We start from the raw sequence: 16252 nt of genomic DNA on the forward strand, positions 1-16252 counted from the left end.
CTCAAGCCTCCTCGATGCCGATCATGACTTTGGCGGACTGCGGCGTTGCGGCGATTTCCAGGCCCTTCATGATCTCGCTGAACGGCAGCTTGTGGCTGATCATCGCTGCGATCTTGTCCTTCAGGCGCGGCATAGCGGCGATCACCTCGGGCATTTCGGTGGGATAACCGACCGCCGTGGTGATGGTCATCTCGCTGGTGAGCATGCGACCGACCGGGAACTCGATCGGCCGCATATAGGCGGCCGTAATGACCAGTTTCGCATGGAACTTGGCCATCATGATCACTTCGGTGAGGATGTTCGGCGCGCCGGCTGCGTCGATGAAGGCATCGGTGCCCACGCCCACGCGGCCATAGCTGGGCACTTCGCCGTGAAGCTTTACCAGTTCCGCGCGCAGATCGATCTTGCTGGGATCGAGCGCGGCTTGCACGCCCAGTGCGCGCGCGCGTTCCAGCCGTTCCTCGGACAGATCGAGCGCAACCACGTCGGTCACGCCGCGATCGATCAGCCAGAGCAGCATGCCGAGGCCAATCGGGCCGCAGCCAAACACCACGACCTTGTCGCCGGGCTTAACGTCCGCCCGGTTGACGCCGTGCATGGCGACGGCCAGCGGCTCGCACATGGCGGCAACGTCGTAAGAGATGCCCTCGGGGATCGGGAGGATCGAGTCGCCAAGACGCGCCTCGCGCACCAGCAGTTCCTGCGTGAACGCGCCTTCCGGCCCGCCCGAACCGATGTTGCTGGGCGTCATCATCGGATTGACGATCACCGCATCGCCCACCGCAATGCCGGAGACTTCCGCGCCCACTTCCATCACCTCGCCGGCGCCTTCATGGCCCAGCGCGGTTTCGACGCCCGGCGGAATGCCGCCCATCTTGATGTAGGACAGGTCCGATCCGCAGATGCCGACCGACTTCATCTTCACGACCACATCCTTCGGTCCCGCCGTCGGACGTTCGTAAGCATCGACGCGGACATCGCCGACGCCGTGGATCTTGAGCAGTTCCATAGCTTCTCTCCTCATCCGGCCGCTTAGGGGCGGACCATGTAGCCGCCGTCGATGGTGACGGTCTCACCGGTCATGAACGAGCTGGCGTCCGAACACAGATAGGCGCCGATGCCTTCGAAGTCCGCCGGATAGCCGGTGCGCTTCATCGGGATCGTCGGGGCGAAGTGCGCGGCCACGGCGTCGGCGCGGGCGCCGTCACCCATCATCGGCGTCATGATCAGGCCGGGCGCGACGACGTTGGCGCGGATGCCCAGCGGTGCCAGTTCGATGGCAAGGCAGCGCACCGCCGCCGCAATCGCGGCCTTCGAAGAGGCATATTCCATCTTGCCCGGCAGGCCCTGAAACAGCGAAAGCGAACCGCAAGCGACCAGGCTGCCGCCGCTTTCGTCACCCGCCTCGACCCGTTCCTTCATCAACCGTGCACCTTCGCGCAGCGTGAAGAAAGCGCCATGGAGCGCGGTGTTCTGGAATTCATGCCAGTGCTCGGTCGGCATCTCGAATACCGAATTATAACGCGGCGAAGCGCCTGAATTGGCGAAAACGCAGTCCACCCGGCCGAAATCCGCCATGACCTGCTTGTAGCCTTCGACGATGTTCGCTTCCTGCGAAACGTCCACCTGATAGGCGATCACCTTGCCCGCGCCGGCCGCTTCCAGTTCGGCCTTGGCCTTGGCGCTCTTCTCGGCATTGCGGGCCCAGATCGCCACGTCGCCCCCCATCTTGGCGACGCCCATGGCGAAGCCGAAGCCGATGCCGCCGTTGCCGCCGGTCACCACCGTCACCTTGCCCGTGCAGTCGAAAAGGCCCTTGGCCATCATTCTCTCCTCGATCCCGTTACCGGCCTTCCTGCCGGCACTTTCGTTGGCGCGATGTTTCCCGACACCGGCCTTGTCCCGCAAGCGTGGGGGGAATAGAAATCAAGCCTTATCCAAGCGTCAGGGACACGAATTCGGGCCAGAGACCCGATAGGCACCTGAAGCGTCCGGGAGAATGAGAGATGCCCGCCAGCACGGCCGCCCCGCTGCCGACCATGACTGTCGATGCCGCGCTTTCCGCGCCGGGAATCCATGCCGAAATCGTCCGTTTCGACATCCCCGAGCCCACCGACACCCGCCATGCCGTGGGCGCCGGATACCATGTGAACTTGTGCCTCACGCCTCGCCCGCTGCAATCGCGCGGCGGCTATCGCGAGCGTTGGGGGCCGCATCGATTCGAGCGGCTGGGCGACGTTTTCGCGATTCCCCCCGGCGAGTCGCTCTACATCCGGGGCGGGAGCGGACGACAGGCATCGCTGGTCTGCACGATCGACGCGTCGCTGGTGCACGAACTGCTCGGCCGGGAACTGCCGTGGGACGATGCTCACCTCGCCGCCGCGCTGGATATCGGCAGCGCGCAAGTGCGCGCGCTGCTGTTCCGCATCACCGCCGAAGTGCGTCACCCCGGGCTCGCCTCACGCCGGATGCTGGAACTGCTGGGCGGCGAACTGGCCATCGAACTGGGGCGCTATGGCCTGGAAGTCTCCGAAAGGCCGATGACCGGCGGCCTGTCCGGCTGGCGCCTGCGCGTGATCGAAGAACGCCTTGCCGGCGACCTGAACGCGCCGCCGCTCAAGGAACTAGCAGACTTGTGCGGCCTTTCGGTGCGCCAGCTAACGCGCGGGTTCCGCGTCAGCCGCGCCTGCTCGATCGGCGACTATATCGAACAGCGCCGCATGGAAGCCGCCAAGCGCCTGCTGATGGAGGGGGAGAGCGTGAAGACGATCGCCTTTTCGATGGGCTTCGCCTCGCCATCCAGCTTCACTTTCGCCTTCCGCCGCGCGGTCGGCGCCAGCCCCAGCACCTTCCGCCAGCGGCAGGGACGCGCCCTGGCCTCGACGTCGGTCGCGGCGTGAGGCTGCTGCCGGTCTTGACCCGGATTCGACATAACGGCCCGATCTGACGCGCCTGCCGCATTGCCAATCGGCCCCGCGCGCAGGCTATCTCGTATCCATGAGGCCGCCGCAGCGGCCCGCACAGAGACACGGGAAAGAGGATCACGCAATGGCCGAGCAACTTACGGCGGACCAGATCGTCGGCGACGCCCTCGTCGAACAGGCAATGAAGGACACCGGCATCGATGCCTTCGACAACGACACCTGGCGCGAGGGCTTCGACGTCTTCGTGAACGACTTCAACGCCGGAATCGCGCGCGGCCAGTACACCGAAGGCGGCATCGCCCGCGCCACCGCCGATACCCTCCACTACCTTCGCGGCCGCCTGAAAATCTCGGACTATTTGCGCCAGAACCCGGAACTGCTCACCCGCCCGGTCGAGCGTCCCGTCTTCGTTATGGGCGTGCCGCGCACCGGCACCACGCTGCTGTCCAACCTGCTCGCCGCCGATCCGGCGCGCCGTTCGCCGCTGACCTGGGAAATCGACGATCCGGTGCCTCCGGTCGCCTCGAAGGACCTGCTCACCACCGATCCGCGCGCGCAGACCCGTCTGACGCAGGAAAAGGCGATGCTCGAAGCCAATCCGGCCATGGGCAAGTACTATCGCGGCTCCGCTGTCTATCCGAACGAATGCGTGTTCTTCATGGCGCATGACTTCAAGACGCTGATGATCGATTCCAAGGGCAAGCTGCCGGAATACAAGGAGTTCATCTTCTCCTGCGACATGACCAGCGCCTATGAGTACCACAAGAAGTTCCTTCAGGTGCTGCAGCAGAATGCCGGCGGAGTCTGGAACGTGAAGAAACCGAGCCACGCGCTCTGGCTGGAAACGATTTTCAAGGTCTATCCCGACGCCCGCGTGCTCTGGGCCCACCGCGATCCCTTCGCCGCCACCGGCTCGCTGTGCTCCGTCATCTCGCTCAGCCACATGGCGCACATGGGCAAGCCGGACACCGCGTGGCTCAAGGAGAACTACACCTGGCAGGCAGCCGAGCACGCCAACCGGATCATGGATTTCCGCGACAAACACGGCGAGGACAAGGTGATCGACGTCCACTATGCGGACATGACCGCCGATCCCATCGGCACGATGAAGAAGGTCTACCAGCAGCTCGGCGACGAATGGACCGCCGAGGCCGAGGCCGGCATCCAGCAATGGGTGGACGACAACCCGCAGGACAAGTTCGGCAAGCACGAATACAAGCTGGCCCAGTACGGCATCGAGAAAGCCGAGCTGGATCCGCTCTTCGAACGCTATCTGTCGCGCTACGACGTGGCCCGCGAAGGCTGATCGCCCATCCGCCTACCTAAGCCCATCGCCCCCGCTTTCGCGGGCGATGGCAATTAAGGCCGGGCGCTAGAAACTTTAGGAGAGACTGATGCTCGAAGGCCGTCACTACCAGAATGCCTACGTCTGCGACAATCTGGAAGCCGGGATCGACTTGTTCCGCGGGCGCGGGCTGACCCGCGAACCGATGATCATCCCGGTCGATCAGCAAGTGCTCACCCCGCAGGGATTGAAGCGCCAGAAGGGCCGGATCTGCTTCATCTGGATCGGCGAACTCCAGATCGAACTGATCGAAAACGAGATCGATGAAGCGGGCATCTATGCAGGCTGCCAGTCCAACGGCGGCCCGCTGCGCTTCCACCACATCTGCTTCGGCGTCGACGACTGGGCCGATTTCCGTAAGCGCGTGGACACGCAGGAATTCCCGCTCGCCATGGAGCGGCCGGAAGGCGACGATCCGAACGCGCTGAAGTTCCTCTACCTCGATGCGCGCAACGTTCTTGGGCACTACATCGAATATACCTGGATGCCTGACGCAATGTGGCAGCAGATCAAGGCCATGTAAGATAAAGGAAAAGCAGGGGCCATCGCCCCTGCCCCCCCGAACCGCATGCCTTGGGCTTGCAGTCTACGTCCCGCGCTCATGTCGAGTTAGACGCCAGGAAAAGCCTGCGACGCAGCTTTAAGCCGTTTCCAGCACCACTTCCCCATAGAGCGTGGTCCGCTGTTTCAGTGTGCGCCCCACACTCTCCGCCGCCGCGCGCAGTTCAGCGATGGTCACGCCCTGTCCGTGCGCTGCGCCCGCCGCGCGGCTGATGCTCTCGTCCATCAGCACGCCGCCGAGGTCGTTGGCTCCCGCTGCCAGCACGGCGGCCGCGCCGTCCATGCCCAGCTTCACCCACGAGCACTGGATCGAATTGATCGCCCCGTTCAGCGCCAGGCGCGCCACCGCATGCATCATCACCGCCTCGCGCCAGGTCGGCCCCTTGCGGCACTGTCCGCGCCGGTAGAACGGCGCTTCCATGTGGACCAGCGGCAGCGGCACGAACTCCGTGATGCCGCCGGTGTCGAGTTGGAGATGGCGCAAGGCCAGCAAGTGCCGCGCCCAGTGCTCGGTACCTTCGAGATGGCCGAACATCACTGTCGAAGTCGTCGGCAGTCCGACCCGGTGGGCGGTGCCGACCACGTCGAGCCATTCCTGGGTCGTGAGCTTGCCGGGGCAGATCTGTTCGCGAATGTCGTCGCAGAGGATCTCGGCGGCGGTGCCGGGCAGCGAGCCCAGCCCCGCGTCCTTCAGCATCGCCAGATAGTCCCGCACCGGCATGCCCAGCGTCCGCGCGCCCTGACTGACTTCGAGCGGCGAGAAGGCATGGACGTGCAGGCTGGGACAAGCCTCCTTCACCTCGCGCAGGATCGCAAGGTAGGTTTCGCCGGTATAGCTCGGGTGAATGCCGCCCTGCAGGCAGACCTCGGTCGCCCCCCGCTCCACCGCCTCTCGCGCGCGGCCGGCGACCTCGGACAGGTCCAGGTTATACGGCTTGTCGCGGAAGCCCGCCTTGCTGCTCGTCTTGGAAAACGCGCAGAACGAGCAGGTGTGCGTGCAGATATTGGTATAGTTGATATTGCGGTTGACCACGTAAGTCACGGTATCGCCGCTGACTTCCGCCCGCAGCGCGTCCGCCGCCGCAATCACCGTCTGCGCCGCCGCGCCGCGCGTCGCGAACAGCGCGACGATCTCGTCCTCGCTCAATGTCGCCCCGCTCGCCGCGCGGTCGAGGATACGGTGGAGCGAGGCCGCAACCGGGCCTTCGTGATACCGCCCCAGCGGCGCCCGCACACTGCCCGGCGCATGTTGATCGGCCAGCCCCGGGCTCCAGACACTGTCGCGCGCCAGCCCTTCGGCATCGGCATGGCGCAGCACCGCCGGACGGATCGCCGGATCGAGCCATGACCGGTCCTCGCTCATGACGAAGCGCGGATAGACCGTCAGCCGCTCGACCAGCGGCAGGCCCTTCGCGGCGCAGATGGCGCGCAGCCGTTCCACTTCAGGCCACGGCGCCTCCGGGTTCACATGATCGAGCGTGACCGGTGAAATGCCGCCCCAATCATCGATTCCCGCGTCGATCAGCTCGACCAGGCGCTCGTCATTGAGATTGGGCGGCGCCTGCACGGAAACCCCGTCCGGCAGCAGGATGCGCGCGGCCGCGACAATGCGCAGGAAATCGGCCTCACTCGCCTCGGGCGCTTTCGCCATCTTCGTGCCCGGCTTGGGGCAGAAGTTCTGGACGATCACTTCCTGCAGGTGGCCATGCTCAAGATGCAGGTCGCGCAGGGCCAGCAGGGCATCGATCCGCTCGTCCGCCGTCTCGCCGATGCCGATCAGCACCCCGCTCGTCATCGGCACCTTCGCTCTGCCCGCAGCGGCCAGCGAGGCAAGACGCAGGGCCGGTTCCTTGTCGGGCGAGCCGTGGTGGCACATGCCCTTTTCCAGCAGCCGTTCCGACGTGCTTTCCAGCATCAGCCCCGCCGAAGCCGAGACCGGGCGGAGCATGCGGTAATCGTCTTCCTCCAGCACGCCGGCATTGACGTGCGGCAGCAGGCCGGTCTCTTTCAGCACCAGTTCGGCGCAGTGGCGGACGTAATCGATGGTGCGCTTGAAACCACGCTCCGCCAACCATTCGCGCGCGACGGCATAGCGGCGCTCCGGCGCGTCTCCCAGCGTGAACAGCGCCTCGCGGCACCCCGCAGCCGCGCCGGCGCGGGCGATCTCCAGCACCTCTTCAGGCGTCAGGTAGGGCGCCGCAAGACGCGAGGGCGTGGTCGCGAAAGTGCAGTAGTGGCAAACATCGGCGCAAAGGCGCGTCAGCGGAATGAAGACCTTGGGCGAATAAGTCATCCGCGCCGGGCCCTTCGCATCGCGGCGGGCTCTTGCCCGGGCGGTGACCTCCTCCAGCGGAGCGGCCAGCAACCATGCCTTCAACTGGCGGGTCTCATCCTGCATCTGCTCACCCTTCAGATGCCTGCGATGGCAAGCACCTCCTTCGCGAGCCTTTCCCGATCGGCGGCTTCGCGCATCATTGTCTTCGTCACGGTGACCCGAAGGCCCCGTGCCTGCAAGCATGAGACATCGGCCTCATCGGCCTCGTCGATCAAGAGGTGGTCGAGAAGATCGCCCCAATGATCTTGGTAGTGACAGGCGATGGCCTCGTTGCTGACGCCGTGCCCGCGCTCGGCGAGCATCTTGGCAAGCGGCCCTTTGATTGCAGCCCCTCCCACCAGAGGCGAGACCGCGATCACCGGCACCCGCAGCGCCGCCAGCGCGTCTCGCACACCATCGAGCGCAAGAATCGGATCGACGCTGAGAAAGGGGTTGGAAGGGCAGATGATGACGGCGGCGAGGTCGTCCCGCGCCAATGTCTTCGCCAGACAGGGCGACGGCCTCGCACCCGGCACTCCCTCGAACCGCACATCAAGTACCGGATCAACACATTGATTTCCCACAAACCATCTCTGGAAATCAGTCCATCCCGCATCGGTGAGAACTTGCGTACGCACCGGATCGTCGCTCATCGGCACCATTGCATGGGCAATGCCGAGTTCCCGCGTCAGCCGCGCCGTCACCTCGGAAAGCGTCTCACCTGCGCGCAGCCGCCAGGACCGCGCGATGTGCATGCCCATGTCGCGGTCGCCAAGGTTGAACCAGCCCTCTTCGCCCAATGCACGCAGCATCGCCATGGTCTGCCATGTTTCGTCCTTCACGCCCCAACCGCGCACGGCATCGTTAAGCCCGGCCAACGCATAAGTTACGGAATCCAAGTCCGGACAGATAGTTATACCAAGATGCTCGAAATCGTCTCCGGTGTTGACGACCAAGGTGAGATCGTCGGGCGCCATGACGGCAGCCAGTCCCGCCGCCAGTTTCGCGCCTCCGACTCCGCCGGACAGCGCGAGAATGTGCTTGCCGCTCATCGAAACATATCCTGCTCAATGGGCCGTAGCCCGCTGACCGCGCCCGGCCCGTCTTCCTCGGTTATCCAGCGTTCGCAGCCCCGCACCAGAGCAGCCGGGGTACCCTCCGCCCCCTCCCCCATGGCCAGCGCCGCCATGGCCGCAATGGAGTCGGCAACACCGATCACGGTTGCCTGCAAGGTGCGGCCATATAAGTCCTGCGCACGGCCCCGACGGTCTTCCAATACGGTCAGCCCCGCGCAACCGATCGCAGTGCCCAGCGTCCCGATCCGCCAGGCCCGACCCATCGAATCCGCGATCACGACGCCAACCCTGACTTCACACGCGTTTTGAACTTCGGCCCGTAAGGCACGGGCAGAGGCGTCCGGGTCGAGCGGCCAGAGCAGCACACGGCCACTCTCACCGCCCTCGACATTGGAGGCATCGATCCCCGCGTTGGCCAGTACGTGGCCCGTCCGGTGCGCTGCGATCACGGCGGCGGGCGTGCGGCGCAGGATCCGAGAGCTTTCCTCCAGTATCGCCTGCATCATCTCCGGCTCCCGTCCGGTTGCGCCTGCAAGTTCAAGTGCTTCCTCAGAAGCGGAGAAATTTGCGAGATCGCGGGCGCGGCCCTCCACCTTGGAGACGATCTTCTGCGCCACCACCAAGATATCGCCATCGCGGAACCGGTCGCCTTCAGCCGCAAGGCTCGCGCATATCGCTTGCGCAATCGACATTCCGGTAGCGAACATGGGCAATCCGGCGAGCGGTCGCACGGTCAGTTCTGGATTTCGCTTCATCGGTCTTCCCGAACGCCTTTCTAAAAACCGCCCTATCGGAAACGAAAATGCCGGGAACGACAATGACAACAACCAAGAATTCGCGGGAGAGATAATCTGATGGCAGCAATCGCGGTGATCGGCGGAACCGGAGCGCTCGGCAAGGGTATCGCGCGAAGGCTCGTCAAGGCGGGGCATCAGGTGACCATCGGCTCACGCACGGCGGACAAGGCCCGTGCGGTGGCCGAGGAACTGGGCGCGGCCGGCCATGCCGAGAACGGGGATGCCGCTAAGGGCAAGGACGTGGTGATCGTCGCCGTACCCCATGCCTCGCAAGGTGATACGTTGCGGCAGATCGCAGGCGTGGTGGGCAATGCCGTGGTCGTCGATACCACCGTGCCGCTGGTGCCGCCCAAGGTCATGCGCGTGCAGCTACCGGCCGAGGGCAGCGCCGCCATGCAGGCGCGCGCGCATCTGGGACCGGACGCACGGCTCGTCACTGCCTTCCATAACGTCTCCGCCCACCACCTCGACAGCGACCATGCGATCGACTGCGACGTGCTGGTCTTCTCGGACGACGTGGAGGCGCGCCAGACGGTGGTGGACCTCTGCCCCGGCATGGGCCTGCGCGGGCTTTCCGGCGGCGCACTGGCCAATTCCGCGGCGGCGGAAGCGTTGACCTCGATCCTCATCTACATGAACAAGACCTACAAGGCCGACGGCGCCGGGATACGCTTCACCAACCTCACCGCAGCGCCGCAAGTGCCGTGAGCTGCTGGGCACTCATCCCGGTCAAGGCGCCGCGTCTGGGCAAGACCCGACTGGCCTCCGCCTTGGACCCAGAGGCGCGCGAGGCGCTGGTTTCCGGGATGCTGCGCCACGTCCTCGACACGGTGGGTGCCTGCCCTGCGATCCAGCGCGTCTGCGTGTTGGGCCCGGCCCGGCCCAATCTCGGCACCGGCATCCTGCGCTTCGACGATCCCGGCCCCGATCTCAATGGCGCGCTGGAAAGCACCATGGCCGCCATCACCGCCGCCGGGCCGGAACGTATCGTCATCCTCCCGGCCGACCTGCCCTGCCTGAGCCTCGCCGACGTGGAGCGACTGGCGCGCCTTCCCGCAGGCACCGTCGGCATCGCCCCCGACCGCCATCACACCGGCACCAACGGTCTCTCCCTGCCGCTGCCCGACGGTATCTGGTTTCCCTTTTCCTTCGGCCAGAACAGTTTTCCAACCCACTGCAATCACGCCATAAATCGCGGACTTACCGTGGAGACGATCGTCTCGTGCGGGTTGGAGAAAGATATAGACCACCCCCTCGATCTCGCGGATGCTGTCCGCCTGCTAAGACGCGTGTTCAACGCCGGACCAGGCCGCCGACCACGCATGGAGCGCCGAAAACGTCCGGCATGATGGGAGAAGCGGTGTGGATGGCACGGTCATCGACCTGACAGGTAAAGTCGTGTTCGTCACCGGCGGTGGCGGCGGCATAGGGCGCTCGATTGCGCTCTGCATGGCAGACATGGGCGCGGACGTCGCCATTCTGGAAGCCATTCCCGAACGCTGCGACCAGGTGGCCGAACTGGTGGAGGCGCGCGGGCGGCGGGCGCTCTGCATCGCAGGCAATGCCATGGACGCGGATGTCGTCCAGAACGCCGTGGCAGAGGCCGCACGCGTGTTCGGCCGGCTCGACGTGCTGGCGAACAATGTCGGCGGCGTCTCGCGGCGGCCTTTCGTAGACCTCGCCGAGAAGAACTGGCGCCGACACATCGATCTCAACCTGGTGTCCAACCTCGCCGCGACGCAGGCTGCCGTGCCGATCATGATCGAAGGCGGCAACGGCGGCTCGATCATCAATGTCACCAGTATCGAAGGCTCACGCGCCGCGCCGGGATATGCGGTCTATGCCGCCTGCAAGGCCGGGCTGAACAACCTGACCCGCACCCTGGCCGTGGAACTTGCCCATCACGGCATCCGCGTGAATGCCATCGCGCCGGACTTCACCGAGACGCCGGGCACGCGGGGCCAGTTCGCGGGGCCGGTCGATCCGGCGCTCTGGCACCGGCCGACGCCGCAGCAGGAGGAAGCGATCCGCCGCCGCATCCCGCTGGGCCGAGCCGGAATCGACGAGGAATGCGGCCGCGTTGCGGTGTTTCTCGCCTCCGAACTCGCAAGCTACCTCACGGGCACGATCATCCCCGTCGATGGCGGCACATGGGCTTCCGGGGGCTGGGTCCGCAACGATCAGGACGACTGGGTCCTGCCCCCCGAAGCCGCATCGCGAACGAGAGAAAGCCAGCCATGACCTTCACGCTCAGCACCAGCCTGCCCTTCGATCGCATCGACAGGCCCGAGGAATACGGCACGCTCGAAGCCCTGCAGGAAATCGCGCGCACGGTGGAACGGGCCGGCTTCTACGCCGGAACGGTCACTGACCATCCGGTGCCTTCCGCGCGTTGGCTGGATGCCGGCGGGCACTATGCGCAGGACCCGTTCGTCATGCTTTCGATGCTGGGCGCTGTGACGACCAGGCTGCGCCTGCAGACCAACATTCTCGTCCTGCCCTATCGCAACCCTTTCGTGGTGGCGCGGGGGGTCTCGACGTTGGATCACTTCACGCAGGGCCGCGTGATCCTGGGCCTCGGCGCGGGTTACATGAAAGCCGAGTACAAGGCGCTCGGCGTCGATTTCGATGCGCGCAACGATCTCATGGATGAGTACATCATGGCCATGAAGCTGGCCTGGACCGGCGAGGAATTCACCTTCGAAGGCACGGGCTACACGGCGCTGGGCAACCGCGTCCTGCCTACCCCGGCGCAAAAGCCCCATCCGCCGCTGCTGGTCGGCGGCAATTCGAAGCGCGCCTTGCGCCGTGCTGCCGAGATGGGCGACGCCTGGCACCCCTTCTTCGTGCCCAAGTCAGTCACCGACACCGCGCGCACGGCCAATCTGGAGGGCGACGAGGACATCAGCGAAGCGATCGCCTACATGAACGCCCATGCGGAAAAGATCGGCCGCGCCGAGCCGCCTAAGGTCATCGCCTCATCGACATATTCGATCAAGCCGGGGTGGAACGCGCAGGAAGCGCTGGACCATTTCGCGCACCTGAAGTCGCTCGGCATCCACGGTGCGGGCGCCTCCGTCTACGCCGAAACCCGGGCCGAGTATTGTGACCAGGCCCTGAAGTTCGGCGAAGACGTGATTGCGCGGATCGACTTCTGACGCTCAGGTCACCACGTCGGGCGCCATCCGCCCGGTGTGGCGGGCGATACCGGCGATTTCCTGCGCGGCGGCGATCTGGGCTTCCAGCATGACGCCGGTATCCGCATCGATCTGGCCGGACGCCGGCTCGTAACGCTCCAGATAGACGCGCAAGGTGGCGCCTTGGGTGCCCGTGCCTGAAAGGCGGAAGACCACGCGGCTGCCGTCCTCGAACAGCACGCGCACGCCTTGGTTCTCGCTGACCGACTGATCCACAGGGTCGGTATAGGCAAAGCTGTCCGCATGGGACACGGTGAGCGATCCGAACCTCTTGCCCGGCAAGTCCGCAAGCGCGCCCTTCAGTTCGGACATCAGGCCAGCCGCAGCCTGGCTATCGACGGCCTCGTAATCGTGGCGGGCGTAGTAATTGCGGCCGAAGCGCGCCCAATGGGTGCGGGCGAGTTGGTCCACGCTGATGTCGCGAACGGCCAGGATGTTCAGCCAGAGCAGCACGGCCCAGAGCCCGTCCTTCTCGCGCACGTGGTCCGATCCCGTGCCCGCGCTTTCCTCGCCGCAGATCGTGACCATTCCGGCATCGAGCAGGTTGCCGAAGAACTTCCAGCCCGTTGGCGTTTCGAAGCACGGGATGCCGAGAGCTTCCGCCACGCGATCCGCGGCGCCACTGGTCGGCATCGAACGGGCAATGCCCGAAAGGCGGCCGCGATAGGCCGGTGCGATTTCGATATTGGCGGCCAGCATGGCGAGCGAATCGGAAGGCGTAACGAAGCGCCCGCGCCCGATGATCAGGTTGCGATCCCCGTCCCCGTCCGACGCGGCGCCCAGGTCCGGCGCATCCGGCCCCATCATGAGGTCGTAGAGTTCCTTGGCGTGGATCAGGTTGGGGTCGGGATGATGGCCGCCGAAATCTTCCAGCGGCGTGCCGTTGACCACGGTGCCCGCAGCGAAGCCCAACCGGTTTTCGAGGATCTCGACCGCGTAAGGGCCGGTGACCGCGCTCATGGCGTCGAAGCGCATCGTGAAGCCGCTGGCGACCGCCTTTCGGATCGCGTCGAAGTCGAACAGCTCTTCCATCAGGTCGGCATAGTCGGCGACCGGGTCGATCACCTGCACCACCATATCGCCGACCGTGACTTCGCCCGGCGTGTCGAGATCGATGTCCGGCGTGTCGACGGTCAGCCAGAGGCTGATTTCCTTGGTCCGCGCCAGGATCGCGTCCGTCACGCCTTCCGGCGCAGGACCGCCGTTGGCGATGTTGTACTTGATGCCGAAGTCCTCATCCGGGCCGCCCGGGTTGTGGCTGGCCGAGAGGATCAGGCCGCCGCTGGCGCCGTATTGGCGGATCACGTTGCTGGCGGCCGGCGTGGAAAGAATGCCGCCCTGCCCCACCAGCACGCGGGCATAGCCATTGGCCGCGGCCATGCGGATCGCCTGCTGGATCACCGCGCGATTGTGGAAGCGGCCGTCACCGCCGATCACCAGCGCCGCGTCGGCCGAGGCAGCGCCAGACTGCGGCTTCACCACGTCGAACACCGACTGGATGAAGTTCTCGGCATAGTTCGGCTGCTGGAACACGCGCACTTTCTTGCGCAGGCCGGACGTTCCCGGCGCCTGTCCCTCGAAAGGCGTGGTCGGTACGGTGACGATGTCGGTCAAACCCAATCTCCATGCAGGCGTGCGGCGCGAATGCGCGTGTCGGTATAGATAGCCCCTAAGACAATCCGGTTGCACGTCCCTTAAGGCAAATCGCCATCTAAATCAGACCGTTGTCACTCATACTGAAGATACCCCCCCGTGCGACGACGAAATGGTCGTCCAGGCTGAATTCCAGAGCCCCCATCACCTGCCGGAAAGTCCGGGTGGACTGGACGTCGTCGGCACTGGGCGTGGGATCGCCGGAGGGGTGGTTGTGCGCCATCACCAAGCGGCGGGCGTCGAGGTCGAAAGCCCGGCGAACCGTCCGCCGCAAGGGCAGTTCGCAGGTGGACTGACGCGTGCCGACGTGGAAGTCCTCCGCGATGAACAGGCCTTCATGGGTGAAGAACAGCACCATCACGCATTCCTCGCGGCGGCCGAGCAGCCTTTTGGCGAGATACTGGCGGAAAGCCGGACTGCCCGTCTTCATCGGTTCGCCCAGCAGGGTTTCCCGCCCGGCAACGGCTGCAAGGTCTCGCGCCGCGACGATCACTGCCGCGATGGCGCGGCTGTTGATGCCCGATTCGTCGATTTCGTCCGCCAGCGCCTGGGCCGAAGCGGTGTAGATCGTGCTCAGCGAGCCGAAGCGCCGAATCAGACGGCGGGCAACGATCTCGCTCCCCGCGCCGACGACGGGGCGGAGTATCTGCGCCAGGACGGATAATTGCCCCGTCTCTTCTGCCGCCGCATGTGACATGCCAGGCCCAGGGCCATCGCAGCAGCTGCACGTAAGATGGTATGATCGACATCACCTGATAGGCCGTCGTCTGGATTTCGACGAGACCCAGCCGATAGAAATGGCTCGAAAAGGCGATGATCTGCGCCCCACCTATCCATAACGGGTAGAACCTGTTGGCATGAAGCGCGACGTAGCCGATGCCGAGCAGGCTCGACGTGTCGATCGCCAGATGGACGACATCCACCCCGTGGTACACCAGCAGGTCCGTGCCGCGGCCGAGATGATAGATCCGGTCCACCACGACCATGCCGAGCATGATCCCGGCAAGGACGCGCTCAGGTGCATCGCCGCGGCGCCAGGCCAAGAGGAAGAGTATGAGGTAGAGCCCATATTGAACGTAGGCCCGCGCGCCCCAGGTCAGCATGCAAGCCCCCCATGGCCATGCCGCCCGAAACGCGCGGAACCCGCGATCGTACCTGGGTCGCTTAGGCCGATCGCAACATGGCGGCGGCGTCCACCAGCTGGGCGCGATCCGGGCAGGCTTCCGGCTCGTCGGCAATCGCATTGATGTCGCGGCCGATGCCCAGGAGTTCCTGGTGGACGCGGATCATGTCGTTCTGGCTTTCGAGCAAAGTGCGCTGGGTCTTGGCCAGGCGCATCAGCGCGGTCTGGCCGGTGAACGTGGCGCTGCCATCTGCCTGGCGTGCCAGCAGCATCGATTCCATCAGACGCGCCGAAGCGAGCAGAGCCGAATCGAGCGAAAGTTCGGCCTCGGGAAGCTGGCGCGCGATCCGGGCGGTAGCAGCGGAAATCGTGATCGACATAGTGACCCCCATCCAGCGGCATCGGCCCGTCCGATGCGCGTGTCTCAATCGTGGCAGGAGGTTGGGTCAAAGCAGGCTGCTCAGCTTGGTGGCCAGATCCAGACCGAACACCGCGACGAGGAGCAATCCCCCGGCGATGGCGATCATGGCGGCCGTGCGGCTGAGACCCGCGTTCGCTCCATCGAGCACCTCCGGAACGACCCGGGAGAAATTCTCTTCCTGCCAGGGCGCCGTCACCTTGAATTTGGCGCCGTCGGCAAGCGTGAGCCTTTCGACCAGTTCGTCCCTGCCCCGATCCTCATCGAAGAGGGAAACGGTCGGAACCTGAGGATTCTTCTCTGGTAGCGGATTACAGGCTGCTGCCAGGTCCGGCTGAACCTGTTCCGGTTGAGCCTGGTCCTGTTGAAACTGCCTGTAAGCACGGGCGAGCTCGGCACGCGGCGGCGATCCGGTGCGGCTGCGAACGCCTTCGATCCGCTGGTTCACGGCGCTTTCGGAAATGCCCAGTTCCCAGGCAATTTCCTTGCTGGTGCGGTTTTCGGCGACGAAGCCCAACACCTCGTGCTGTTTCGAAGTCAGACTGGGAAATATCGCAAGAATGCGTTGAAACTGCGTCATGTCGCCGCCAGCGTCCATTCGCTCAAGTTCCATAACGCTACCGAACCACCCTCGTTCCGTCGTGCCTCATCCGCGCCACCGTTGCCACGCAGTTATAGGTTGTCTGTAAACGTACTATCAACCCGTTACAGGCGCCAATTTAACCACAATGGACTCATCGCCGGGCCACTATGACCAAGGCATTGCGCTGGAAACGATTGCTGAAGACATCGAATCGCGCCGTCAGCCATCCACGACCTAAGTCGGGAACCTTAACCAACCTTG

At 65.0% G+C, this 16252-nt stretch carries 16 protein-coding genes; 7 read left to right on the plus strand and 9 right to left on the minus strand.

Annotated elements, in window-relative coordinates; genetic code table 11:
- Position 1 precedes the first annotated feature (1 nt).
- Both AB4Z00_RS16460 and AB4Z00_RS16465 read right to left on the minus strand, forming a co-directional pair.
- Positions 2–1009, minus strand: a complete 1008-nt coding sequence (locus AB4Z00_RS16460) for a zinc-dependent alcohol dehydrogenase (RefSeq protein ID WP_442046612.1) — start codon at positions 1007–1009, stop codon at positions 2–4.
- 23 nt (positions 1010–1032) lie between these two features.
- Complete coding sequence (locus AB4Z00_RS16465) at positions 1033–1824, minus strand: SDR family NAD(P)-dependent oxidoreductase (protein ID WP_132263188.1); 792 nt, start codon at positions 1822–1824, stop codon at positions 1033–1035.
- A 182-nt stretch (positions 1825–2006) separates the two neighbouring features.
- Here AB4Z00_RS16465 and AB4Z00_RS16470 point away from each other — a divergent pair, with 182 nt between their 5' ends.
- The 3 genes from AB4Z00_RS16470 to AB4Z00_RS16480 all read left to right on the plus strand — a co-directional run bounded on the left by AB4Z00_RS16470 (position 2007) and on the right by AB4Z00_RS16480 (position 4792).
- Complete coding sequence (locus AB4Z00_RS16470) at positions 2007–2900, plus strand: helix-turn-helix transcriptional regulator (RefSeq protein WP_442046613.1); 894 nt, start codon at positions 2007–2009, stop codon at positions 2898–2900.
- Positions 2901–3048: 148 nt separating this feature from the next.
- Positions 3049–4230 carry a sulfotransferase family protein gene (locus AB4Z00_RS16475; RefSeq protein WP_442046614.1) on the plus strand — a complete coding sequence of 394 codons (1182 nt, stop codon included), beginning with the start codon at positions 3049–3051 and terminating at the stop codon, positions 4228–4230.
- An 88-nt stretch (positions 4231–4318) separates the two neighbouring features.
- Entirely contained in the window at positions 4319–4792 is a 474-nt protein-coding gene (locus tag AB4Z00_RS16480) for a VOC family protein (RefSeq protein WP_132263193.1), read from the plus strand.
- A gap of 117 nt (positions 4793–4909) precedes the next feature.
- On the opposite strand, the gene cofH is transcribed toward AB4Z00_RS16480, so the two are convergent.
- The 3 genes from cofH to cofE are packed head-to-tail and all read right to left on the minus strand — an operon-like array spanning position 4910 to position 8975.
- Positions 4910–7228 (minus strand): 5-amino-6-(D-ribitylamino)uracil--L-tyrosine 4-hydroxyphenyl transferase CofH, encoded by a 2319-nt coding sequence (cofH, locus tag AB4Z00_RS16485; RefSeq protein ID WP_442046615.1) that lies wholly within the window; start codon positions 7226–7228, stop codon positions 4910–4912.
- 11 nt (positions 7229–7239) lie between these two features.
- Positions 7240–8196, minus strand: coding sequence for a 2-phospho-L-lactate transferase (gene cofD, locus AB4Z00_RS16490; RefSeq protein ID WP_442046616.1), 957 nt, complete (start codon positions 8194–8196; stop codon positions 7240–7242).
- The gene (gene cofE, locus AB4Z00_RS16495; protein WP_442046617.1) at positions 8193–8975 is read right to left on the minus strand and encodes a coenzyme F420-0:L-glutamate ligase; all 783 of its coding nucleotides are present in this window, start codon (positions 8973–8975) and stop codon (positions 8193–8195) included. Before cofE ends, cofD begins: the two co-directional genes overlap by 4 nt.
- A gap of 99 nt (positions 8976–9074) precedes the next feature.
- Here cofE and npdG point away from each other — a divergent pair, with 99 nt between their 5' ends.
- From npdG to AB4Z00_RS16515, 4 genes are read left to right on the plus strand one after another with little or no spacing between them, the layout of a single operon-like run.
- Entirely contained in the window at positions 9075–9725 is a 651-nt protein-coding gene (gene npdG / locus AB4Z00_RS16500) for an NADPH-dependent F420 reductase (RefSeq protein WP_442046618.1), read from the plus strand.
- Positions 9722–10366, plus strand: coding sequence for a 2-phospho-L-lactate guanylyltransferase (cofC, locus tag AB4Z00_RS16505; RefSeq protein ID WP_442046619.1), 645 nt, complete (start codon positions 9722–9724; stop codon positions 10364–10366). Before npdG ends, cofC begins: the two co-directional genes overlap by 4 nt.
- A gap of 13 nt (positions 10367–10379) precedes the next feature.
- Complete coding sequence (locus tag AB4Z00_RS16510; protein WP_442046620.1) at positions 10380–11258, plus strand: SDR family NAD(P)-dependent oxidoreductase; 879 nt, start codon at positions 10380–10382, stop codon at positions 11256–11258.
- Positions 11255–12175 carry a TIGR03619 family F420-dependent LLM class oxidoreductase gene (locus AB4Z00_RS16515; RefSeq protein WP_132263204.1) on the plus strand — a complete coding sequence of 307 codons (921 nt, stop codon included), beginning with the start codon at positions 11255–11257 and terminating at the stop codon, positions 12173–12175. The genes AB4Z00_RS16510 and AB4Z00_RS16515 overlap by 4 nt, the downstream gene beginning before the upstream one ends.
- A gap of 3 nt (positions 12176–12178) precedes the next feature.
- On the opposite strand, the gene AB4Z00_RS16520 is transcribed toward AB4Z00_RS16515, so the two are convergent.
- From AB4Z00_RS16520 to AB4Z00_RS16535, 4 genes are all read right to left on the minus strand, one after another.
- Positions 12179–13828 carry an alpha-D-glucose phosphate-specific phosphoglucomutase gene (locus AB4Z00_RS16520; RefSeq protein WP_442046621.1) on the minus strand — a complete coding sequence of 550 codons (1650 nt, stop codon included), beginning with the start codon at positions 13826–13828 and terminating at the stop codon, positions 12179–12181.
- A 97-nt stretch (positions 13829–13925) separates the two neighbouring features.
- A complete protein-coding gene (locus tag AB4Z00_RS16525; RefSeq protein WP_442046622.1) occupies positions 13926–14564 on the minus strand; it encodes a JAB domain-containing protein in 639 nt (212 codons plus the stop codon).
- 467 nt (positions 14565–15031) lie between these two features.
- Positions 15032–15370 carry a hypothetical protein gene (locus tag AB4Z00_RS16530; RefSeq protein WP_442046623.1) on the minus strand — a complete coding sequence of 113 codons (339 nt, stop codon included), beginning with the start codon at positions 15368–15370 and terminating at the stop codon, positions 15032–15034.
- 66 nt (positions 15371–15436) lie between these two features.
- Positions 15437–16006: a helix-turn-helix transcriptional regulator gene (locus AB4Z00_RS16535; protein WP_442046624.1), complete on the minus strand. Its 570-nt coding sequence runs from the start codon at positions 16004–16006 to the stop codon at positions 15437–15439.
- Positions 16007–16252: the final 246 nt, after the last annotated feature.

The organism is Novosphingobium sp. YAF33 (assembly GCF_052113265.1).
Lineage (GTDB): Bacteria > Pseudomonadota > Alphaproteobacteria > Sphingomonadales > Sphingomonadaceae > Novosphingobium.